The sequence below is a fragment of the Acidimicrobiales bacterium genome (genome assembly GCA_035533595.1).
Taxonomy (GTDB): Bacteria; Actinomycetota; Acidimicrobiia; order Acidimicrobiales; family Bog-793; genus DATLTN01.
Window position 1 is genome coordinate 17,690 of record DATLTN010000010.1, and the last position, 21,286, is coordinate 38,975.

Annotated in this window: 17 protein-coding genes; 11 read left to right on the top strand and 6 right to left on the bottom strand. The window is 70.4% G+C overall.

Annotation, left to right across the window (positions count from 1 at the left end):
- Positions 1 to 27 precede the first annotated feature (27 nt).
- Positions 28 to 501, top strand: coding sequence for a heme-binding protein (locus tag VNF07_02075; GenBank protein HVB05020.1), 474 nt, complete (start codon positions 28 to 30; stop codon positions 499 to 501).
- Between the two features lie 22 nt (positions 502 to 523).
- Here VNF07_02075 and VNF07_02080 read toward each other — a convergent pair whose 3' ends face one another.
- The 3 genes from VNF07_02080 to VNF07_02090 are packed head-to-tail and all read right to left on the bottom strand — an operon-like array spanning position 524 to position 4,443.
- On the bottom strand, positions 524 to 913 hold the full coding sequence (locus tag VNF07_02080; GenBank protein HVB05021.1) for a heme-binding protein: 390 nt from the start codon (positions 911 to 913) through the stop codon (positions 524 to 526).
- Positions 914 to 964: 51 nt separating this feature from the next.
- Positions 965 to 2,044, bottom strand: coding sequence for a ribonucleotide-diphosphate reductase subunit beta (locus VNF07_02085; protein ID HVB05022.1), 1,080 nt, complete (start codon positions 2,042 to 2,044; stop codon positions 965 to 967).
- Positions 2,041 to 4,443, bottom strand: a complete 2,403-nt coding sequence (locus tag VNF07_02090) for a ribonucleoside-diphosphate reductase subunit alpha (GenBank protein HVB05023.1) — start codon at positions 4,441 to 4,443, stop codon at positions 2,041 to 2,043. Before VNF07_02090 ends, VNF07_02085 begins: the two co-directional genes overlap by 4 nt.
- Before the next feature lie 165 nt (positions 4,444 to 4,608).
- Here VNF07_02090 and VNF07_02095 point away from each other — a divergent pair, with 165 nt between their 5' ends.
- The 3 genes from VNF07_02095 to VNF07_02105 all read left to right on the top strand — a co-directional run bounded on the left by VNF07_02095 (position 4,609) and on the right by VNF07_02105 (position 8,065).
- Positions 4,609 to 5,445 carry a B12-binding domain-containing protein gene (locus tag VNF07_02095; GenBank protein ID HVB05024.1) on the top strand — a complete coding sequence of 279 codons (837 nt, stop codon included), beginning with the start codon at positions 4,609 to 4,611 and terminating at the stop codon, positions 5,443 to 5,445.
- A gap of 77 nt (positions 5,446 to 5,522) precedes the next feature.
- The gene (locus tag VNF07_02100) at positions 5,523 to 6,677 is read left to right on the top strand and encodes an alpha-hydroxy acid oxidase (protein ID HVB05025.1); all 1,155 of its coding nucleotides are present in this window, start codon (positions 5,523 to 5,525) and stop codon (positions 6,675 to 6,677) included.
- On the top strand, positions 6,674 to 8,065 hold the full coding sequence (locus tag VNF07_02105) for an MmgE/PrpD family protein (protein ID HVB05026.1): 1,392 nt from the start codon (positions 6,674 to 6,676) through the stop codon (positions 8,063 to 8,065). The genes VNF07_02100 and VNF07_02105 overlap by 4 nt, the downstream gene beginning before the upstream one ends.
- 20 nt (positions 8,066 to 8,085) lie before the next feature.
- On the opposite strand, the gene VNF07_02110 is transcribed toward VNF07_02105, so the two are convergent.
- Positions 8,086 to 9,069, bottom strand: coding sequence for an LLM class flavin-dependent oxidoreductase (locus VNF07_02110; GenBank protein ID HVB05027.1), 984 nt, complete (start codon positions 9,067 to 9,069; stop codon positions 8,086 to 8,088).
- A gap of 122 nt (positions 9,070 to 9,191) precedes the next feature.
- Between VNF07_02110 and VNF07_02115 the strand changes: the two genes are divergently transcribed.
- The 7 genes from VNF07_02115 (at position 9,192) to VNF07_02145 (ending at position 16,974) form a co-directional block, all read left to right on the top strand.
- Positions 9,192 to 9,821 (top strand): hypothetical protein, encoded by a 630-nt coding sequence (locus tag VNF07_02115; GenBank protein HVB05028.1) that lies wholly within the window; start codon positions 9,192 to 9,194, stop codon positions 9,819 to 9,821.
- Between the two features lie 359 nt (positions 9,822 to 10,180).
- Positions 10,181 to 11,692, top strand: coding sequence for an ABC transporter substrate-binding protein (locus VNF07_02120; GenBank protein HVB05029.1), 1,512 nt, complete (start codon positions 10,181 to 10,183; stop codon positions 11,690 to 11,692).
- A 156-nt stretch (positions 11,693 to 11,848) separates the two neighbouring features.
- Positions 11,849 to 12,817 (top strand): ABC transporter permease, encoded by a 969-nt coding sequence (locus tag VNF07_02125; protein HVB05030.1) that lies wholly within the window; start codon positions 11,849 to 11,851, stop codon positions 12,815 to 12,817.
- A 64-nt stretch (positions 12,818 to 12,881) separates the two neighbouring features.
- Positions 12,882 to 13,688, top strand: coding sequence for an ABC transporter permease (locus VNF07_02130; protein ID HVB05031.1), 807 nt, complete (start codon positions 12,882 to 12,884; stop codon positions 13,686 to 13,688).
- Between the two features lie 8 nt (positions 13,689 to 13,696).
- A complete protein-coding gene (locus VNF07_02135; GenBank protein HVB05032.1) occupies positions 13,697 to 14,764 on the top strand; it encodes an ABC transporter ATP-binding protein in 1,068 nt (355 codons plus the stop codon).
- 52 nt (positions 14,765 to 14,816) lie between these two features.
- Positions 14,817 to 15,854: an ABC transporter ATP-binding protein gene (locus tag VNF07_02140; GenBank protein ID HVB05033.1), complete on the top strand. Its 1,038-nt coding sequence runs from the start codon at positions 14,817 to 14,819 to the stop codon at positions 15,852 to 15,854.
- A gap of 178 nt (positions 15,855 to 16,032) precedes the next feature.
- Complete coding sequence (locus VNF07_02145; protein ID HVB05034.1) at positions 16,033 to 16,974, top strand: hypothetical protein; 942 nt, start codon at positions 16,033 to 16,035, stop codon at positions 16,972 to 16,974.
- A gap of 135 nt (positions 16,975 to 17,109) precedes the next feature.
- Here VNF07_02145 and VNF07_02150 read toward each other — a convergent pair whose 3' ends face one another.
- Both VNF07_02150 and VNF07_02155 read right to left on the bottom strand, forming a co-directional pair.
- The gene (locus VNF07_02150) at positions 17,110 to 19,206 is read right to left on the bottom strand and encodes a hydantoinase/oxoprolinase family protein (GenBank protein HVB05035.1); all 2,097 of its coding nucleotides are present in this window, start codon (positions 19,204 to 19,206) and stop codon (positions 17,110 to 17,112) included.
- 33 nt (positions 19,207 to 19,239) lie between these two features.
- Positions 19,240 to 20,967 carry a hydantoinase B/oxoprolinase family protein gene (locus VNF07_02155; protein ID HVB05036.1) on the bottom strand — a complete coding sequence of 576 codons (1,728 nt, stop codon included), beginning with the start codon at positions 20,965 to 20,967 and terminating at the stop codon, positions 19,240 to 19,242.
- Between the last annotated feature and the right edge of the window lie 319 nt (positions 20,968 to 21,286).

The following is a 21,286-nucleotide window of genomic DNA, read 5'->3' on the forward strand; positions in this document are numbered from 1 at the left end:
GGCGCCTGCCGCCCGAGGGAGGGATCGATGCTCGAAGAACGGCGCCTCAGCCTGGACGAGGCCGACGCGGTGATCAGGGCCACCTTCGCAGCGTCGAGCGCGGCGGGCCACCGCGGCGTGGCGGTGGTGGTGACCGACAAGTACGGGGAGATCATCTCCGGCGCCCGCATGGACGGCCTCGCCCCCCGCTACTTCAAGGCGGCGCACCGCAAGAGCTACACCGCCGCGGTCTTCGAGCGCGACACCGCCGACGTCCTCCACTTCTGGCAGCGCCAGGAGGCGGCCGGCCACCGCGGCCCGAGCGACTGGAACGACCCGATGTTCACCACCCTCCCCGGCGGGATCACCGTCCGTCATGGCGAAGCCGTCGTCGGCGGGATCGGCGTCGCCGGCGGCTCGGCCGCTCCGGTGAGCGACGGCGACTTCGCGGAGGTGGCAATCGCCGCCCTCGGCCCCGCCTTCCGCCACGAGGAGCTGCACCAGCCCCCCGCCCCCGGCTGAGGAGAGGGGAAGCGGTCATTGCCTAGGGCGCGGCCGCGCCGATCTCGGCGCACTCGGCGTCCGCCTCGGGGGCCGCGCCGGCGACGCCGATCCCGCCGACGACGAGCTCGCCCTCGAGGACGGGCACGCCGCCCGGCATCACCAGCACGTCGTAGAGGCCGGCGTGGCGCGCCGCGGCGAGCAGCTCGGGGGGCATCGCCGTCATCGCCGCGGTCGGGCGACGGTAGATGGCCGCGGTGTAGGCCTTGTCGATCGCCATCTGCGGGGTGAGCTTGTGGGCGCCGTCCATGCGGACGAGGCCGAGCAGGTAGCCGCCGTCGTCGACGACTGCGATCGAGACCGCGAGGCCGCGCTCGCCCGCCGCGGCGAGCGCCGCAGCGAGGAGCGCCCGTGCCCGTTCCTCACCCAGCATCCGCATCTCCTTCGTCCGCCAGCGACGCTACCCGGCGCCCGGCGGGGAGGCTCAGAAGTCCTCGTCGAAGGCGACCTGTCCCTCCACCCCCACCTGGTACGCGGAGACCGTGCGCTCGAAGAAGTTCGTGTGCTCGGCGACGTCCTGGAGGGCCATGAAGTCGAGCGGGTTGGCGCTCCCGAAGCGCTTCTCGAGGCCGAGGCGGGCGAGGCGCTGGTCCGCCACGTACTCGAGGTACTGGCGCAGCGACGAGAGCGAGAGGCCCGGCACGCCGTCGGCGAGGAGGTCGGCGGCGAAGGCCGCCTCGACCTCCACCGCCTCCTCGACCATCGCCCGCACGCGCGCCGCGAAGGTCTCGTCGAAGAGCTCCGGCTCCTCGGCGCGGATCACCTCGATCACCGCGAAGGCGAAGTCCATGTGGCCGCTCTCGTCGCGAAAGACCCAGTTCGTCCCCGAGGCGAGGCCGTTCAGCAGCCCCTTGGAGCGGAAGAAGTAGACGTAGGCGAAAGCGGCGAAGAAGAAGAGGCCCTCGATGCAGCAGGCGAAGCAGACGAGGTTGCAGAGGAAGGCCTGCCGCTGCCCGGCGCTCTCCAACTGTTCGAGCTCGCCGATCTCGGCCATCCAGCGGAAGCAGAACTCCGCCTTGGCGCGGATCGAGGGGATCTGCTCGACGGCGCGGAATGCCTCCTCGCGCTCGGCGAGGTCGGGGATGTAGGTGTCGAGGAGGGTCAGGTAGAACTGGACGTGCTGGGCCTCCTCGAAGAGCTGGCGGGAGAGGTAGAGCCGCGCCTCGGGGGCGTTCAGGTGGCGGTAGAGGTTGAGGACGAGGTTGTTCGCGACGATCGAGTCGCCGGTCGCGAAGAAGGCGACGAGGCGGTTCACGAGGTGGCGCTCGCCCGGGAGCAGCCGGCCGGCGAGGTCGACGAGGTCGTCGGTCCAGTCGACCTCCTCGACGGTCCAGGTGTTGCGGATCGCGTCCCGGTAGCGCTCGTAGAACTCGGGGTAGCGCATCGGCCGCAGGTTGAGGTCGAGGCCGGGGTCGAGGATCGCCCTGCGCACGGCGGCGGGGGCGGCGGCGGCGGGCTCCGGCACCCCGCCGGAGGGGGCCGGGTCGGCGGCGAGGACGGTCATTCGCAGGCCTCGCAGTGCTCGGGGTCCTCGAGCGAGCAGGCGACCGCCTCGGCGAGGCTCGCGACCGGCGCCGAGGAGGCCTCGACCGTCGTCTGGGTGATGCGCGTCGCCGGCCGGGAGCGCAGGTAGTAGGTCGTCTTCAGCCCCTCCTTCCACGCGTACATGTACATCGAGGAGAGCTTCCCGATGTTCGGCGCCTCGACGAAGAGGTTGAGCGACTGGCTCTGGTCGACGAACGGGCCGCGCGCCACGGCGAGGTCGACGAGGGACTTCTGGGGGAGCTCCCAGGCCGTGCGGTAGAGCGCCCGCAGCTCCTCGGGCAGCGAGCCGAGCTGCTGGATCGAGCCCTCGCCCCGTTTGATCTGCTCGATCAGCTGCGCGTTCCACAACCCCCGCTCCTGCAGGTCGCGCACGAGGTAGGTGTTCACCTGCAGGAACTCTCCCGAGAGGGTCTCGCGCTTGAACAGGTTCGAGACCTGCGGCTCGATCGTCTCGTAGCAGTTGGCGATGGAGGCGATCGTGGAGGTCGGCGCGACCGCGACGAGGAGCGAGTTGCGAAGGCCGTGGCGCGCGACCCGCTCCCGCAGCGCCGTCCAGCGCTCCGGCTCGCTCGGCTCCACGCCCCACAGGTCGCACTGCAAGAGGCCCTCCGCGGTACGGGTCTCCGGCCATGCGGGGTGCGGCCCGCTGGCCTCGGCGAGCTCGCTCGAGCGCCAGAGGGCGTTGAAGTAGATCTCCTCGGCGAGGCGCGCCGAGAGGGCGCGCGCCTCCTCGGAGTCGAAGGGGAGGCGGAGGGAGAAGAAGACGTCCTGCAGCCCCATCATCCCGATCCCGACCGGCCGCCAGCGGGCGTTCGAGGCGGCCGACTCGGGGGTCGGGTAGTAGTTGATGTCGACGACCCGGTCGAGGTAGGTGACGGCGGCGCGGACCGCGGCGCCGAGGCGCTCCAAGTCACAGCCGCCGTCAGCGACGAAGCGGCCGAGGTTCACCGAGCCGAGGTTGCAGACCGCCGTCTCGCCGCCGCTCGTCACCTCGAGGATCTCGGTGCAGAGGTTGGAGAGGTGGACGACGGCACCCGGCCTCGCCGTCTGGTTGCAGAGCGCGTTGGCGCGGTCCTTGAAGGTCATCCAGCCGTTGCCGGTCTGTGCGAGGGTGCGCATCATGCGCGCGTAGAGCTCGCGGGCGGGCAGCTGGCGCACGAAGCGCCCCTCGCCCTCGGCGCGCAGGTAGGCCTCGCGGAACTCCTCGCCGTAGCGGTCGCAGAGCTCGGGGACCTCCTTCGGGTCGAACAGCGACCACAGGAAGTCCTGCTCGACGCGCTCCATGAACAGGTCGGGGACCCAGTTGGCGAGGTTGATCGTGTGCGCCCGCCGTCCCTCGTCGCCGGTGTTGTCCCGCAGCTCGAGGAAGTCCTCGATGTCGGCGTGCCAGCTCTCGAGGTAGACGCAGGCGGCCCCCTTGCGCCGTCCCCCCTGGTTCACCGCGGCGACCGACGCGTCGAGCGTCTTCAGCCACGGCACCACGCCGTTCGACAGGCCGTTGGTGCCGCGGATCAAAGAGCCGCGCGAGCGCACGCGGTGGAAGGCGAAGCCGATGCCCCCGGCGAACTTGGAGAGCTGCGCGATCTGGCCGTACCGCTCGTAGATCGACTCGAGCTCGTCGAGCGGCGAGTCGAGGAGGTAGCAGGACGACATCTGCGGATGGGTCGTGCCGGAGTTGAACAGCGTCGGACTGGAGGGCAGGTACTCGAGGCGGGACATCAGGCCGTAGAGCTCGATCGCCTCCTCGGCGCTCTCTGCCAGCCCGCAGGCGACGCGCAGCAGGAAGTACTGCGGCGTCTCGATGACGCTCCGCTCCTCGGGGTGTCGCAGCAGGTAACGGTCGTAGAGCGTGCGCAGGCCGAAGAACTCAAAGGCGCGGTCGCGGCCCGCGTCGACGGCGTCGTCGAGCTTGCGGCGGTGCGCGACGACAAAGGCGGCGACCCCCGGCGCGATCAGCCCGACCCGCTCGCCGAGCGCCACGGACTGCGAGAAGGCGTGCACGTCGCTCGCGCGCACCTCCTTGTCGATCACCGTCGAGAGCAGGCGCGCCGCGAGGCGCGAGTAGTTGGGCTCCTCGCACACGAGGGCCGCGGCGGCGCGGATCGACAGCTCGTCGAGCTCGGTCGAGGTCGCACCGTCGCACAGGCCGGAGATCGTGCGCGTCGCGACGCGCATCGGGTCGACCCCTTCCAGCCCCTCCGCGGAGCGAGCCACCGCGCGCACGATCTTGTTCACGTCGACCGCTTCGAGGGTGCCGTTGCGCTTGCGCACGCGCATCGGACTGCCGCCCTCTCCTGGGTCACCGGCGCTCGCGCCCGGCGCCGCCGTCTCGGCCTGTGCCTCGATCGTCGTCGTCATCGCTGTTCCCCTAACCACTAGATGTGGGGGCATGGACAGCCCCGCACTCCAAGATCTAGACAATTACACGCACGTAACTACACAGCTGCAAGGGCCGCCTTTGAGCGCTAAAGGGGTCCCATTGAGTGCTAAGCGCCCGGGCGAAGCGGGGAAGAGAGGGGCGGCGTGGAGGGCGAGCTGAACCTGAAGCAGGTCGCCTCCCGCCTCGGCGTCCACTACATGACCGCCTACCGCTACGTCCGCCAGGGCCGCCTCGACGCCCGACGCGACGGGGAGGGCTGGCGGGTCGCCCCCGCCGCCCTCGCCGCCTTCCTCGCCGGCGCGGGTGACCGGCCGTCCGCGGCGCGCGGCGCCGACTGGTCGGCGCGCCTCGAGGGCCGCCTGCTCGCCGCCGACGAGCCCGCCGCCTGGCAGGTGATCGAGGCGGCGCTCGCCGCCGGCCGCTCGCCCGAGTACTGCTACGTCGAGATGCTCGCCGGCGCGCTCGCGCACATCGGTGAGCGGTGGGCCGCCGGAGAGCTCGACGTCGCCGACCAGCACCTCGCGACGGCGGTCGTGGCCCGCCTCGTGGCGCGCCTCGGCGCCCGCTTCCGCCGGCCGGGACGGGCCCGCGGCACGGCGGTCTTCGGCGCCGCGCCGGGCGAGCTGCACAGCCTGCCGATCGCGATCGCCTCGGACCTCGTCCGCCTCCGCGGCTACGACGTGCTCGAGCTCGGCGCGGACGTGCCCCCGGAGGCCTTCGTCTCGGCGGCGGCGCGCACCCCCCGCCTGATCTGCATCGGGATCGGCGTCACCCAGCCCGAGCTGCTCGGCGCGGTGCAGCAGGTGCTCGACGCGGTGCGCGCCCACGACGGCGAGGTGCCGGTCCTCGTCGGCGGCCTCGCCGCCGCGACCTTCGGAGCGACGCGCCTGCGGGGGGTGAGCGGGATCGCCGCCGACGGCGCCGCCGCCGTCGCCCTCGTCGAGCGCTTCGCCGCCGCCCGCACCCTGCGGGCCGTGTGAGGCGCGGGCACCCCGGAGATACGCTCGGGCGCCCGGCGGCCCTGGCACCGACAGCGGACGCGCGGCGAGGGGGAAACATGGCGAGCGCCTTCCTGACCGTCGAGGACTTCCGTCGCCGGGCGCGGCGACGGCTTCCGAGGGTTGCCTTCGACTTCGTCGACGGGGCGGCCGAGAGTGAGGGCACGATGCGCGCCAACCTCAGCGCCTTCACCGAGGTCCACCTCCGGCCGCGCAACGGCACCCGCGTCGGCCTCCCGGACCTGCGCACGACGGTCCTCGGCCAGGAGCTGTCGATGCCGGTCGCGCTCGCGCCCTGCGGGATGGCGCGCGTCGTGCACCCCGCGGGCGACCTCGCCGCGGTGCGCGCCGCCGGGCGGGCGGGGACCGCCTTCACCCTCTCCACGATGTCGGGTCACGCCCTCGAGGAGATCGCCGCCGCCTCCGCGGGGCCGCTCTGGTACCAGGTCTACGACGTCGGTGGCCGCCCGCGCGTCGAGCGGGCGCTTGCACGCGCCGCCGAGGCGGGCTACCGGGCGATCATGGTCACCCTCGACACCCAGGTGAGCGCGGGCCGCCTGCGCGACTCCCGCAACGGGACGGCGGTGCTGCTCGGGCCGCGGCCGCTGCCCAAGGCCCGCTACCTCCCGCAGATGCTCGCCAACCCCGGGTGGCTGGCGAGGCGCTTCCGCGACGGCCTCGTGCCGCGGGTCCCGAACGTCCTCCAGGAGGACGGCACACCGGAGTACCTCTGGAAGAACGTCCGCCCCTGCTCCCTGTCCTGGGAGGACTTCACCTGGCTGCGCGAGGCCTGGAAGGGGCCGGTGATGGTGAAGGGCGTGCTCGGCGCCGAGGACACCCGGCGCGCCGTCGACCTCGGCGTCGACGCGGTCATCGTCTCCAACCACGGGGGCCGCCAGCTCGACGGGGTGCACGCCACCTTGGAGGTGCTCCCCGAGGTCATCGGGGCCGCCGCGGGGCGGTGCGAGGTGCTCCTCGACGGCGGCATCCGCCGCGGCAACGACGTCGTGAAGGCGCTCGCCCTCGGGGCGCGGGCGGTGCTCATCGGCCGCCCCTGGATGTACGCGCTCGGCGGCGCGGGCGAGGCGGGGATCGACCGGCTGCTCGCGATCCTGCGCGCCGACCTCACCCGCGACCTACAGCTGATGGGCTGCGCGAAGCTCTCCGAGCTCGGCGCCGAGTCGGTCACCGCCCCGGTTTCCTGGTTCGGGTGAGCGCGCCCGACGCGGCGCCGATCGAGCGCCTCGCGGCCTTCGCCGCCGGCAGCGGATCGCTCGCGCTCGACGAGGTCCTCGTACCACGCACGCAACTCCTCGTCCTCGACACCCTCGGCTGCGCGGTGCTCGCCGCGCACCTCGAGCCGACAGAGGCGCTGCTCGCCACGCTGCAGGCGGGCGAGCCGGCGGGGCCCTCCCGGCTGTGGTTCCACGACGGGGGCCTCTCGCCCGCCAACGCGGCGATGCTGAACGCCACCGCGGTGCACGGCTTCGAGCTCGACGACATCACCACCTCCCTCGGCCACTACGGCTCGGTGACCGTCCCGGTGGCGCTCGCCCTCGCCGACGCCGGCCACCTGCTCAGCGGCGCGGCGCTGCTGCGCGCCGTCGTCGTCGGCATCGAGGTCGGGCTGCGGGTCAACGAGTGCGTCGGCGGGGTCCCACACCTGCAGCTCGGCTTCCACGGCCCGAGCGTCTTCGGGACCTTCGCCGCCGCCGCGACGGCCGGCGCCGTGCTCGGCCTCTCGCCCGCCGAGATGACGCACGCCCTCTGCCACGCGGCGCAGTTCACCGCCGGGCTGATGGGCGCGCAGCACGGCGGGATGGGCAAGCGCCTCCTCCCGGGGCGCGCCGCGCACAGCGGGATTCTCGCCGCAGGCCTCGCGGCGCACGGCTTCACGAGCACCCCCGCCCTCTTCGCCCGTGGCTACGGCAGCTTCCCCGAGGCCTTCTCCGGCGGCGGCGAGGGCTACGACCTCGCCCGCCTCGCGGAGGGGCTCGGGAGCGACCTGCGGGCGCACAAGGTGAACTTCAAGCTGTGGGCCTGCAGGATCCCGATCCACCCCTCGCTCGAGGCGATCCGGCAGTTGCGCGCCGCCACCCCCTTCGCGGCGGAGGAGGTGGAGCGGCTGGAGGTCGCGCTCACCGGCGGGGCCTTCCGCTCGGTCGGCCACCCCTACCGCCCGGACACCGTCGCCTCCGCCCAGCTCAACCTGCAGTACTGCGTGGCGATGATGCTGCTCGAGGGCGACGTCTTCGAGCAGCAGTTCCGCGCCGAGCGCCTGCGCGACCCCGCCGTGCTCGACCTCGCGGCGCGGGTCCGCGTGCGCCACGACCCGCGCCTCGACGACGCGGCGCGGGACCCGATCACCCAGCCCTCGCTCGTCGAGATGACGCTCGCCGACGGCCGCCGCCTGCGGGGGGAGGGGTTCCTCCCGGGGGCGACCGCCCCCGTCCCGGCCGAGGTCGTCCTCGCGAAGTTCCAGCGCATGTGCGAGGCGGCGCTCGAGAAGGAGCACGCCGACGAGCTCGCGGCATGCTGTCTCGACCTCGAGCACGCCCCCGACCTGCGGGCGCTCTCGGCGCTCCTCGCGCCCACCCGCTGAGGGCGCGGCGCGCCGCGGCGTCAGGGGCGGCGCACGTCCTTCGGCAGCAGCGAGCGGATCTCCTCGAGCACCTCGGCCGTGAAGTCGTACTGACGGGGGCCGGGGAGCACCGTCGAGCGGTGGTCGGTGATCGAGAGGATCACGTCGTCGAAGCCGATCTCCTCGAGCTCGAGGAGGCGCTCGGTCGCCACCTCGGCGCCGCAGCGCAGGTGGAAGGCGCCCGCCTCGTCGAGGGCCGTGGTCGGCGCCGAGAGGTCACACTCGACCGAGGTCATCAGCGCGCGGCCGCCGCCGAGGTCCCGGTAGCGCTTGACCGCGTCGCGCATCTTCACCCAGCCGCCGAACATCGCCCCCGCCCCGCCGGAGGCCATCCAGCCGTCGAACTGCGTGGCGGCCCGGCGGAGCTGGGCGGCGGAGTACCAGGCACCGAGGACGAAGCGGGGCGCGCCGACCTTCACGGGCCACGCCGGCTCGTCCGCCCAGGGGTCAGCCTCGCCGAAGGCGCCACCCAGCCAGTGGCCGTAGGCGTTGTCGGTGCCCTTCTCGGCGAAGAGCGCCTCGAGCTCGGGCACCTGCCGCCCCGCGAAGACCTGGCGGATGGCGAGCATCCCCTCGCCGAGGAGCGTGAAGCGCTGCTCCCAGTCGACGCCCACCGAGTCGTACTCGCGGGGCTGGGAGCCGGTCCCCACGCCGATCGTCACCCGACCCGGCGCGAAGGTCTGCAGGGTGAACATCCGCTGTGCGGAGTCGTACTTGTTGCGCAGCGAGACGATGTGGATCGCGGTCCCGAGCTCGATGCGCTCGGTCGCGTAGGCGGCGAGCGCGAGGTAGGCGAAGGGGTCCGGGCCGTCGAGGCGGGGGTAGCCAGGGAGCGGCAAGCGGTCGCTCACCCAGAGGCTGTCGAGCCCGGCCGCTTCGATCATGCGCGCCCGCTCCGCGACGCCCTGCGCGTCGAGGAGCGTGCCGGTGATGTCCACGTACGGGGGCAGGACGCCGATGCGCATGGTCTCCTCGTCTCGGTGCGGGCGCCCCATCATGGTCGACCCGCCCGCGGACGGCCCGAGGGCTTCCGGCGAGAGGCGACCCGGGCGGCATAGCCTTTTCGGAGACCCCGACGGAGGCGCCCGTGGCCGAGACGACAGAGGCGCAGCAGACGCTGTGGAGCGGCCTCGACCTCCGTTCGGGGATCAAGGGCGGCTCCCAGGCGGCCCGCGAGCTGCTCCGCAACTCCGTTTGGCAGAACGAACTAGAGGGCGGCGAGCGCTACGAGCTGCTCGCCCTCGCCTCGCGCACCCGTCCCGCTGCCTTCCTCAGCGCCATCGACCTGCCGGGCGGTGTCGCGCCGCAGCTGCGGTGGCGGGGCGACCTCGCGGTCGCCTGGTCCCTCCGCTACCGCCGTGTCGCCGAGACGGCTCCGCGCACCGCCCCGCCCTTCGCGATCTACGTGCTCGGCGTGAATCCTCCGGCGGGCCTCACCGACGAGGAGATGGTCGAGTTCGACGGCTTCTACACGAGTGTCCACATGCCCGAGGTCGCCGAGCGGCGCAACTGCCTGCGGGCGACCCGCTACGAGCTCGAGCAGGCGCTCCATCCCGCGGGGCGGGGCAGCCCGCGCTTCCTCGTCGTCTACGAGGTCGACGAGGCCGGCTCGCAGAACCGCAAGCACATCGGCGCGCCGTACACGGCGGGGCCGCCGGTCTGGCAGCGGCACACGACCCCCTGGCGCTTCTGGTACCGGCGCCTCGGCGACGACTAGACCGCCGCAGGGCTTTCCGGGGCGGGCGGGCGGCGCCGGGGGGGCGCGCCCCTCGGGCCGCGACCGCAGGTCCGCCGGCTGTGGGTGAACCCGCCCCTCACGGACCCACCTCGTCGGCGTGCGCTTGCGGCGAACGGCGGTCACGGCACCACGTAGATGTAACGAGGATGCACCCGAATGTGACAGTTGCCCTACCGGATGAACTAACGTCCGACACGTAGCGAATGTAACGACGGTTAACCAGTGCCTGTGGTTGGATCACCGGCAGCCTGGTCACCATCCGGGGCAATCATCTCAAGGGGGGCAACGCAGTGGGGCGATTTCGACGGCTGCTCGTGGTGTTTTTGAGCGCGATTTCCATGACGTTCGCAATACCGGCGGCATCGGCGCTCGCCAGCACCTCGTCGACCGGAGCGATCAAGCATGGCGGCACCCTGAACGTCCTTGACATCGGTGGCGAATACCGCTCGCTGAGCTCGCTGCAGAAGAGCGGCCTCGGAAACTTCCTCAAGTACTCGGCGGTCTACCAGAACCTGTTCACGTTCAACTCCGCCGGGCAACTCATCCCGCAGCTGGCGCTCTCGTACCAGTACTCCAGCAACAACACGGTGATCACGGTCCAGCTCCGCCGTGGTGTCCACTTCCAGGACGGCACCCTCATGAGCGCCCAGGCGGTGGCCTTCGACATCAACGAGTGGGCGAACCCCGCCGTGAACTCCGAGTGCGCCCCCTACCTCACGAACCTCACCTCGGCGGTGGCGTCGGGCGCCAACACCGTCGTGATCACGTTCAGGGTCCCCTACGGCGCGTTCATGCGCATCGTGAGCGGCACGATCTGCGGCGCCGTCGTCTCCCCGACGGCGGTCCAGACCGAGGGGCTCACCGGCTTCGGCACCCACCCGGTCGGCACCGGCCCCTACGCCTTCGCGTCCGAGGTGCTCGGCACCTCCTCGACGTGGACCAAGTGGTCCGGCTACTGGGACAAGCGGAACGCGGGCTACTACAACACGATCACCGTGTCGGCCATCGACAACGACCAGAGCTGTCTCGCGGCAGTCGAGTCGGGCACCGCGCAGGTCTGCGCCAACGGTGACCCCACGGACTACCTCTCCGTCCGGCACAACCCGCGGGTGCACACGATCGTCGGTCCGGCGGTGGCCGTCGAGGACATCTCGTTCAACCAGCAACAGGCGCCTTTCAACAACCTGCTCGCGCGCCGGGCCGTCGCGGAGGCGATCGACACCGCGGCGATCTCGAAGAGCCTCTACCGCGGCGTGGTGCCGGCGACCCAGTCGATCCTCGCGCCGAGCGAGTTCGGCTTCCCGGGCCTGAAGGTGAAGGGTTACCCGAAGTACAGCATCGCCAACGCGCGCGCTGACGTCGCGCAGCTTCCGGGGCACACGCTCTCCTTCACGCTGGTCTGTCAGACGGTGCCGGGCGAGATCACCCTCGCAGAGGCGCTCCAGTCCCAGTTGGCGAGCGCCGGGATCACGATGACGATCAACCCCGAGGACATCGTCACGATCCTCAGCCAGATCCGTCAGAACCAGTACCAGGCGTCGCAGCTCGGCACCACCGGCTACCCCGACCCCGATGTCGTCTACTACCGCAACTACAACTCGGCGAGCAGCAACGACAACACGGCGACCAACGACCCGATCATCAACCAGTACTCCCTGAAGGGACGCGAGACGGTCTCCGGGCCGCAGCGGCTGGCGCTCTACAACAAGGTCACCGCCGAGGTGGCCAAGGACCTTCCGAGCGTGCCCCTCTTCCCGCAGCCGCTGTACTACTTCGTCTCTCCGAAGCTGCGAGGGTTCAACCCGGTCGGCTCCGAGATCATCCAGTGGCAGGACGTGTACTCGGCGTAGGTCTGAGGATCGCACCCCGAGCATCAGTGTTGATCGCACCGCCGTCCCCACTTGTATCGGGGACGGCGGTGCGGCAACTCGAGCGGATCCGCGCCCCGCGCATCACGCAGCTGGCCGACGAATGACGACCGACCCGTCAACCTCGAAGGGGTGTAAGTGAGGTACGTCCTGGATCTCGTGGGGAGACGTATCCTCCAGGCGATCCCCGTCATGCTCGGCGTGTCGTTGATCGTCTTCTCGCTTCTCAGCCTTCTCCCCGGGAGCGCCGCGCTCGCGATCCTCGGACCGGGGGCGACGAATGCGCAGGTCGCACACCTCTCCCAGCAGCTCGGCCTCAACCAGCCCTTCGTGGAGCGGTACCTGATCTGGGTGGGCCACGCGATCACCGGCAACCTCGGCACCTCACTCCTCACGAACCAGCCCGTGATCGCCGAGATCGAGCAACGACTGCCGGTGAGCTTCGAGATCATGGTGATCTCCTACATCCTGTCCCTCGGCACCGCGATTCCCGTCGCCATCCTCGCGGCGCGCCGGCCGCGTGGCATTGCCGACTCGATCAACCGTCTGTTCTCGACGGTCGCCCTCTCGGTCCCCGGGTTCGTCACCGCCCTGCTGCTCATCCTCGTCTTCTCGGTCAAGCTGGGGCTGCTCCCGACAGAAGGGTTCGTGCCGCTGGCACACGGGCTGGTCCCCAACGTGAAGAGCCTGATCCTTCCTTCGGCCTCCGTCAGCGTGGGGCTGTTCGCGAACTACAGCAGGATCCTCCGGTCCGACATGATCGACCAGCTCCGGAACGAGGACTACGTGCTCACGGCGCGAGCGAAGGGGATCGGCCAATGGAGGATCCTGTTCCTCCACGTCGCCAAGAACTCCCTCTTCCCCCTCATCACCGTCGTCGGGACCAACTTCGGCTACCTCATCGGCGGCGTCGTCGTCGTGGAGAACGTCTTCGGGCTCCCCGGCATGGGGCAGCTGATGCAGTACTCGATCCTCAACCGGGACTACACGGTCGTACAGGGCGAGGTCATCCTCATCGCCGTCGCCGTGATCCTCATGAACCTCGTCACCGACCTCGCCTACATCTTCCTCGACCCGAGAGTGCGCTATGGCGCTACCGGTAACTGACAACCTGGCTCAGACGGAGCCAGCCGAGGCGACACTCCCCTTCTGGGCGCGCTCGCACTTCCGGATGCGGCGCAGCGCCCTCGCCCTCTACATCCCGCTCGGTGCGCTCATCCTGCTCGTCGTGGCGTGCTTCTTCGGGCCGTGGATCCTGCACCTTCCCCCGGCGAGCTTCGCCAACATCGCGAACAGCAACCTGCCGCTCGGATCCCCCGGGCACCTTCTCGGGACGGACCAGCTCGGCAACGACATGCTGTCCCGGACGCTCGTCGGCGGGCGGGTGTCGATGGTCGTCGGCTTCGGCGCGACCCTCGTCGGGTTCGTGATCGGGACCTCCATCGGCGTCGTCGCGGGCTACTTCGGCGGCGCGGTCGAGACGGTGCTGATGCGCATCCTCGACATGGTGCTCGCCTTCCCCTCGCTCATCCTCGCGATGACGCTCGTGGTCTTCCTCGGGCCGAGTGAGCGCAACGAGATCATCGCCATCTCGTTCTTCGCGATCCCGAACTACGCCCGGCTCTCGCGGGCTGCCACCCTCAAGATCCGCGAACGTGAGTACGTGCTGGTCGGGAGGGTGATCGGCGCCGGCCCCCGGCACATCATGATCCGCCACGTCTTCTCGAACGTGCTGCCCTCGCTGCTCACCATCGTTCCCTTGACGGTCGCCGTCGCGATGATCATCGAGGCGACGCTGAGCTTCCTCGGCCTCGGCGTGCGCCCGCCCACGCCGAGCTGGGGAAACATGATCGCCCAGGGTCAGGCCACGATGTCGATCGCGCCCCAGGACATCATCATCCCCGCCGTCGGGCTCTTCCTCACGGTGCTCTTCTTGAACCTGACCGCGGAGCAGTGGCGCCTCCGGATCTCGCAGTAGGTCGACGAATGCACCCCGCGACCGGCGACGACGTGCACAGCTCGGGCACCGCCGCGCCGGCGGCCGTCTCGGTCGCCACCGCCGACGCTCCGGCGCTGCCCGGCACCGAGGGCCACGAGGCCCTGATCGAGGTGCGCGACCTGAAGGTGACGATCCCCTTTCGCGGACAGGACGTCTACGCGGTGCGTGGCGTCACCTTCGACGTGCATCGCGACAGCACCGTCGTCCTCGTGGGTGAGTCCGGATCGGGCAAATCGGTCACCGCCCGATCGATGCTCGGGCTGCTCCCGCCGGCGACGACGATCAGCGGCTCGGTGAAGTTCGAAGGGCACGAGCTCGTCGGCCTCTCCGAGAAGCAGTGGCGGCAGCACCGCGCGACGGGGATCTCGATCGTCTTCCAGGACCCCACTCGCTCCCTGAACCCGACGATGCGGATCGGGCACCAGATCGGTGAGGGGATCCGCAGGCACTTCGGCGTCTCCCGGGCCGCCGCCCTGGACCGGGCGACCGAGCTCCTCGACATGGTCGGCATCGGGTCGCCGAAGGAGCGCGTCCGGGACTACCCGCACCAACTCTCCGGTGGCATGCGCCAGCGGGTGATGATGGCGATCGCCATCTCGTGCGACCCGAAGGTGCTGATCGCCGACGAGCCGACCACGGCGCTCGACGTCACGACCGAGGCGCAGATCATGGAGCTGCTGCTCTCGCTGCAGAGCCAGCTGCACATGGGCCTGCTCCTCATCACCCACAACATGGGGCTCGCCTTCACCTACGGCGACGAGATCGCGGTGATGTACGCGGGGCGCATCGTCGAGAGCGCTCCGAAGGAGGAGCTCGTCCGCCACGTGCGGATGCCCTACACGAACGGCCTCCTCGGCTCCCTGCCCGCTGTCGATGACCTCCCCCATTCGCAGCTCGCCGCGATGCAGGGGCGCCCGCCGGACGCGATGACGACGCCGCGTGGATGTGCGTTCCAACCGAGATGCCCGATCGCGGAGGCGAGGTGCACCGAACAGGCCCCTCCGCTCGCGGTCCTCGACGGCACGCACGCCTGCGCCTGCTGGTACCCCCTGTAACCCCGGAGCCCCTGGAGACCGCCTGCACATGGCCACGAGCGGAGTTGATGCGGTGCGACAGACGGCGCGCCAGGCGGGCACCACGGCGCCCCTGCTCGACGTCCGGCACGTCGAGCGGACCTTCGTCGTGAACACGCCGGGACAGGGGCGGCGGAAGATCCAGGCCGTGGCGGACGTCTCGTTCGACATCTGGCCCGGAGAGACGGTCGCGCTCGTCGGCGAGACGGGGTGTGGCAAGTCGACGCTCGCGCGCTCGATCCTGCAGCTCCCCCGCCCCGAGGCGGGCGAGGTGGTCTTCAAGGGGGCGGACCTCGTGCAGCTCCGACATGCCGCGCTGCGCAACGCGATGCAGGGCATGCAGGTCGTCTTCCAGGATCCCTTCAGCTCCCTCAACCCCCGCTGGAACGTGCTGGAGCTCGTCGGGGAGCCGTTGGCGGTGCACGACGTCGGGACCAAGCAGGAGCGCACGCGCCGCGTCGAGGAGCTCCTCGAGGCGGTCGGCCTCGATGCACGGATCCACGGTCGGCGTCGACCGAGGGAGCTCTCCGGCGGCCAGTGCCAACGGGTCGCGATCGCACGCGCGCTCACGCTCAGCCCGAACCTCATGGTCTGCGACGAGGCGGTCTCCTCGCTCGACGTGTCGATCCAGGCGCAGATCCTCAACCTCTTCGAGGACCTGCGGACCGACTTCGACCTCTCCTACCTCTTCATCACCCACGACCTCTCGGTGGCCCGCCACATGAGCGACCGCATCGCGGTCATGTACCTCGGCAAGATCGTCGAGCTCGCGCCCTCCACCGAGCTCTTCTCGAACCCCCTCCATCCCTACTCCGCGGCACTGCTCTCCTCGATGCCCCACTCCGACGGCACCGCGACCCCGGACCGCATCCGCCTCACCGGCGACATCCCCTCCGCCGCCAACCCCCCGAGCGGCTGCCGCTTCCGCACGCGCTGCCCGTTCGCGCAACAGCTCTGCGCGGACGTCGAGCCCCCGCTCAACGCGGTCAGCGAGGGGCGACAGGTCGCCTGCCACTTCCCGCTCGAGCGCCACACCGCCGCGGCGGCACCGGCCGGCACGCGGGTCGACTAGCCGATGGACCGGCGCTCGTTCCGCCGCTTCGACATCGCCAGCCAAGCCAAGGAGGAATCGGAAGGTTTTTGAAGACAGCGGCCCGCAGTGCGAGCCGCTGGTGGGACAGGTCAACCGAAGGGCAGTGAGCCCGCTTGAGAGGAGCACCGTGCCAGGGTCGTCAGCAGAATCGCTCGAGATGTACCTCTTCCCGGAGTCGGCGGTAGGGACCAAGTTCTCCGACACGTTGGAGATCGACCAGGAGGCTCGACGCCTCTACATGAGCAACAACTGGACGGGCGGCGTCGATGTCTTCGACATCAGCGGTGATCGGCCGGTCCACCTGAAGACGGTGCGCATTCGTGGGCTGATGTACGGCATCGCGATCGCGAAGCCGGTCGGGAAGACCTTCGTCGGCCTCGGTGGCTCGATGGTCGCGGTGATCGACATCGACCCGGACTCCGACAAGTACCACACGCTCCTCACGAGGATCGACACCGGGGGCCGCGGCAACACCGACCTCATCGACTTCGACCCCGTGCACACCAAGATCTACGCCGCGAACCGCAACGACGGCTTCATGGTGGCGATCAACGCCGTCGACGACACCGTCGTCGGCAGGATCGAGGGCCTCGGCGGAGGCCTCGAGCAGCCGCGCTACAACCCCGCCGACGGGATGGTGTACCTGGCGGGGAACGTGGACAACGTCCTGTACCAGGTCGATCCCGAGACCGACACGCTCGTGAACACGTTCGACATCGTCGACGCGTGCCATCCGAACGGGATGGCGATCAACCCCACGACGAACCAGGCGATCCTCGCCTGCTCGAACCGGCAGCACCCGCACGCCGTGCTCTGGGACTTCGCGACCCAGAAGGTCGCGACCGTGATCGAGGACTGCGGGCCGGGCGACGGCGCCGCCTACGCCGCCTCGGTCGATCGCTTCTTCTTCGCCGGCTCGGACGCGCCGGGTGGTCCGTCGATGGCGATCATCGGTGGGGACCCGGTCGCGCTGATCGAGAACGTGCCGACGAAGGACGAGTCGGGATGGGCGGCGTTCGACGACGTGAGCGGCCGTCTCTACGCCCCGGCGATCCAGGAGGGGCGGCCGGCGCTGCTGTGGTTCACCGTCGCCCGCTGACGCTCCCCCGCGAACGGCCACGGGAGCGGTAGCCCGCTCGGTGGCGCGCCCTGCGCCGCCCGCCCCGGTCGGACGACCCCGGGGAGGCTCCGGCGCGCACCCCGGCCGCCCCCGGTGGGGACGTGGGGTGCCGCCTCAGGAATCCTCGTAGCGAAGGACGAGATTGCCGAACTCGTCGAGGGTCGCGGACCAACGCGGGGGGACGACCGTGGTGGTATCCAGCTGCTCGACGACCGCGGGCCCGGCGACGCGCTGGCGGACGGTGAGCTCGTCGCGTCGGACGACCTCTGCGGTGAAGGTCCCTTCGGCAAAGTGCAGCTCGCGCTGGGTCGCGGTGCGCTGCGGCGAGGCCGCACCGTCCTTCACGAACGGCTGGTACTGCGGCATGTCGACGACGGCGCGCAGGCGGTAGCTGACGAGCTCCACCGCCTCGTCGACCGCCTTGTGGCCGTAGACGACCTCGTGGATGTCGTGGAACTGCCGGGTGACGTCGTCACAGACCTGCGCGTCGGTGGGGTCGGCGACCGGGACCCGGATCTCGAAGCCCTGCCCGGCGTAGCGTGCGTCGACCTCACGGACCATCCGCACCTCTTCGGGTCCGAATCCCTGGGCGCCGTACTCCTCGATGGCACGCATCTCCAGGTTCTTGAAGTTGCGGCCGATGGTGTCGGAGTCGATCCGGTCGAGACGGGCGATGTCGGTCTGCACGTAGTCCTGGGCGACGTCGGTGCACAGCAGCCCGAGCGCTGCGAACACCCCCGGGGACTCGGGGACGATGACCTCACGGATCCCCAGCTCCTCGGCGACGGCCGCGACGTGCACCGGGCCCGCTCCTCCGCAGCCGACCAGCCGGCAGTCCATGATGCTCACGCCCCGTCGCGCGGCCACGACGCGGATCGCGTCGGCCATGTGCGCGTCGTTGACCTGCACCATGGCAGAGGCCGCGGCGACGGTCGTCATGCCGAGCGGCTTCGCCACCTTCTCCTCGACGACGGAGTGCGCCCGCTCGACGTCGAGCGTGAGCTTGCCGCCGAGGAAGAACTCGGGGTTCAGGTAGCCGAGCACCACGTCCGCGTCGGTGATCGTCGCCTCCACTCCCCCGCGGCCGTAGGCAGCCGGCCCGGGGAGGGCCCCGGCGCTCTGCGGGCCGACCCGCAGGCGGCCGCTGCCCTCGACGCGGGCGATGGTCCCCCCGCCCGCGCCGATGGTCTCGATGTCGAGCATCGGAACGTAGATGTCGTAACCGCAGACCTGACCCTCGGTCGCCTCGAGCGCGACGCTGCCCTGCACGAAGGCGATGTCGCAGCTCGTACCGCCGAGGTCCATCGTGATGACATTCTCGATCCCCGAGGCGCTGGCGAGTCGCCGCGCCGCCTGCACCGCCGCCGCCGGCCCGGAGAGGAGGGTGTGCACGGCCTTTCCGCCGGCGCGCGCCGCGTCGAAGGGCATCACCCCGCCGTTCGACTCCATGAGGAAGGTCTTCTTCGTCGTCACCCCGGAGGCCACGAGCCCCGAGGCGAGGTGGTCGAGGTACTCCACGAGCACGGGCTCGAGGTAGGCGTTGAGGATCGTGGTCGACATGCGCGGCCACTCCCGGATGCGCGGGAGGATGTCGACCGAGCAGAAGACCCGGCATCCGGGGACCTCGCGCTCGATGATCTCCTTCGCCCGGTGCTCGTTCGCCGGGTTGGTGAAGGAGAACATGAAGCAGATCGCGACGGCCTGCAGCTGCCGCTCAGCGATCAGCCGTGCCGCCGCGTGGATGTCCTCCTCATCGAGCGACACGACGACGTCACCGTTGCGATCGATGCGCTCCCCGACCTCGAAGACGTTCAGCTCGTCGATGAGGGGAACGATGCGGGACCGGTTGTAGGAGTTCCGCTGGCCGATGGTGCGCTGGGTCTGGACCTGGGTGACGCCCTTCATGTGTCGCGTCACTAGGAGGCCGCAGTTGGCCCCTGCGAGCTGGATCAGCGCGTTCGTCGTGGTCGTCGTCCCGTGGAGGAAGGCGTCGACCTCACCGGGAACGAGGCCGTCGTCGACGAGCACCTGGATGCCGTTCAGGATCGCGACGGCGGGGTTCTCCGGTGTGCTCGGCACCTTCGTGATCATGAGCTCGTTCCGTCGGTCGTCGAACACGACGAAGTCCGTGAACGTCCCGCCTACGTCAACGCCTATCGTCGGCACCCGACCTCCAGATCCGCTGTGATTCCCACATTGAAAAGCGACCACACCCGGCTCCGCGCGACGCGCCGGGCGGCCAACTCAGCTGTTGCTTGCGACCGCCGGGTGCGCGAGGTCCCTGCGATGCTCAGCGGTGGCTTCGGGATCGATCTCACCTGCGGCATCGAAGACGACGCCGTAGTCGTCGGTCGCCGATCGACGCGAGACCCGACCGATCGCGAGGTCTCGCGCCACGGCGGCGATCTCGCGACGTAGGGGATCGCCGTAACCACCGGCCCCGGAGCCCTCGACCATGAACGAGTCACCGGCGGCGAACTGGTAGTTGCCCGCGATGGGGACCGCCCGCTCGTCGGCCGTCCCGCTGTCCAGCACGAAGCGGCTCAGCGAGCCGGGGTGCCCCCCGGCGATCCCGTGCGCGGGGAACCTGCCGCGGTCGGCGCGGCGGTTCAGCGTCGCGGGGGCGAGGCACTCGTATTCCCGGCGGTAGCTGCACCCGCCGCGGAACTCCCCTGCTCCCCCGCTGTCCTCGATGAGCTCGAAGCGCTTGATCCTCATCGGGAACTGGAACTCGAGGATCTCGACCGGCGTGATGCCGAGCGGCCCCGTTCCGTCGGTCCCGTCGTGGCCGTTCCAGGCACCGCCACCGGTCCCGAGCACCTCGTACTGCATCGAACGACTGGTCTTGCCCCCGAGGTCGTCCGACCACAGGAGCGCCAGCGTGCCGCCGCTCCCCCCGCCGTTAGCGACGGCCTTCTCCGGCGCGAAGTGGCCGAGCGCCTCCTGGATCAAGTGCTGCAGCCGGTGGTTCACCACCGAAGCGGCACCGACGGGCGCGGGGAAGTGCGGGCTGAAGACGCTGCCCTCGCGAACGATGACCTCGACGGGCCGCCGCATGCCGTCGTTGAACCCTGCGCTCGGATCCGTCATCGCCAGCAGTGCGCCGAACACGGCCCCCTCCATGTAGGGCTTCTGCATGTTGACGGGGCCGTCGGTCTGGTCGTCGCTCCCGGAGAAGTCGAAGACGATCGTGTCGCCGGACTTGGTGACGGTGAGCTCATAACGGACCGGCGTGTCGAGGTTGACGCCGTCGTTGTCGAGGAACCCCTCGACGGTCACGCTGTCGTCGGGCCACCGTTCGAGGCTGCGGCGCAGGGTCCGGTCCGAGTAGTCGAGCATCGCCTCGTAGGAATCGAACAACGCTTCGACCCCGTACAGCTCGGCGATCTTGCAGATCCGCTCCCGCCCGACCAGCGTGACGCCGATCTGGGCGCGCATGTCCCCGATGAACAGGTCGGGGTTGCGCACGTTGTTGGAGATCATGCTCAGGATGTTCTCGTCGAGCTCGAATCCCTGCCCCTCGATGTGCCCGATCTTCAGGATCGGGATCAGCAGCCCCTCCTGGAAGAGGTCGGTCGACGTCATGGAGGCGCTGCCGACCACCGCTCCACCGACATCGGACTTGTGCGCGGTGGTGCAGGAGAAGGCGATGTGGCGGCCGTTCAGGTAGACCGGCAACATCACCATGAGGTCAGGGGTGTGCTGGACCCCAGCCTGGTAGGGATGGTTGGTGATGTAGATGTCACCGTCGGCGATCGCGTGGCTCGCCATCAGGTTCTGCAGCGCAAACCGGTAGTGCAGGTGGCCACCGGTCACGAGCTCGCCACGGTGGGTCGTCGCCAGGTAGCTGCAGTCCCGCGACTCGCGCATCAGGGTCGAGTACGCGGAGCGATAGAGCAGGTGCAGCATCTCATCGCTGAGCGAGTCGATCTTGCTCCTGATGAGTTCGGTCACGACTGGGTTCGCTGGCACCTATCTCTTCCCTCGTGTCATTCGGACGGCGCCGTGGTTCGGCTGCCGCGCCGCGCTGCGCGCGCCGTCGCGCGCAGGACAATTCCACCAGCCAGCCTGCGTTCTCACGGCCGCCGCACGCCCGGGGGCGCCCGGTGCGCCGGCGTGCGGCTCGACTGGCTCAGCTCGTCACGCCCCGCGCGATGACCTGCACGAGCAGGTCCCGTGCCGGGAGTCCGAGCTCCATCAGCTGGAACGCCGGTGCGCTCGCGGGGTCGGGGAAGACCTCGCGCCACGCCGAGGTGAACTCCTTCGCGTAGGACTGCTCGCCGATCAGGCC

Excerpts from the sequence above, each read along its gene's own strand:
- VNF07_02075 (HVB05020.1), top strand. The coding sequence starts at position 28 with ATGCTCGAAGAACGGCGCCTCAGCCTGGACGAGGCCGACGCGGTGATC.
- VNF07_02080 (HVB05021.1), bottom strand. The coding sequence starts at position 913 with ATGCTGGGTGAGGAACGGGCACGGGCGCTCCTCGCTGCGGCGCTCGCC.
- VNF07_02085 (HVB05022.1), bottom strand. The coding sequence starts at position 2,044 with ATGACCGTCCTCGCCGCCGACCCGGCCCCCTCCGGCGGGGTGCCGGAG.
- VNF07_02090 (HVB05023.1), bottom strand. The coding sequence starts at position 4,443 with ATGACGACGACGATCGAGGCACAGGCCGAGACGGCGGCGCCGGGCGCG.
- VNF07_02100 (HVB05025.1), top strand. The coding sequence starts at position 5,523 with ATGGCGAGCGCCTTCCTGACCGTCGAGGACTTCCGTCGCCGGGCGCGG.
- VNF07_02110 (HVB05027.1), bottom strand. The coding sequence starts at position 9,069 with ATGCGCATCGGCGTCCTGCCCCCGTACGTGGACATCACCGGCACGCTC.
- VNF07_02120 (HVB05029.1), top strand. The coding sequence starts at position 10,181 with ATGACGTTCGCAATACCGGCGGCATCGGCGCTCGCCAGCACCTCGTCG.
- VNF07_02130 (HVB05031.1), top strand. The coding sequence starts at position 12,882 with ATGCGGCGCAGCGCCCTCGCCCTCTACATCCCGCTCGGTGCGCTCATC.
- VNF07_02135 (HVB05032.1), top strand. The coding sequence starts at position 13,697 with ATGCACCCCGCGACCGGCGACGACGTGCACAGCTCGGGCACCGCCGCG.
- VNF07_02145 (HVB05034.1), top strand. The coding sequence starts at position 16,033 with ATGTACCTCTTCCCGGAGTCGGCGGTAGGGACCAAGTTCTCCGACACG.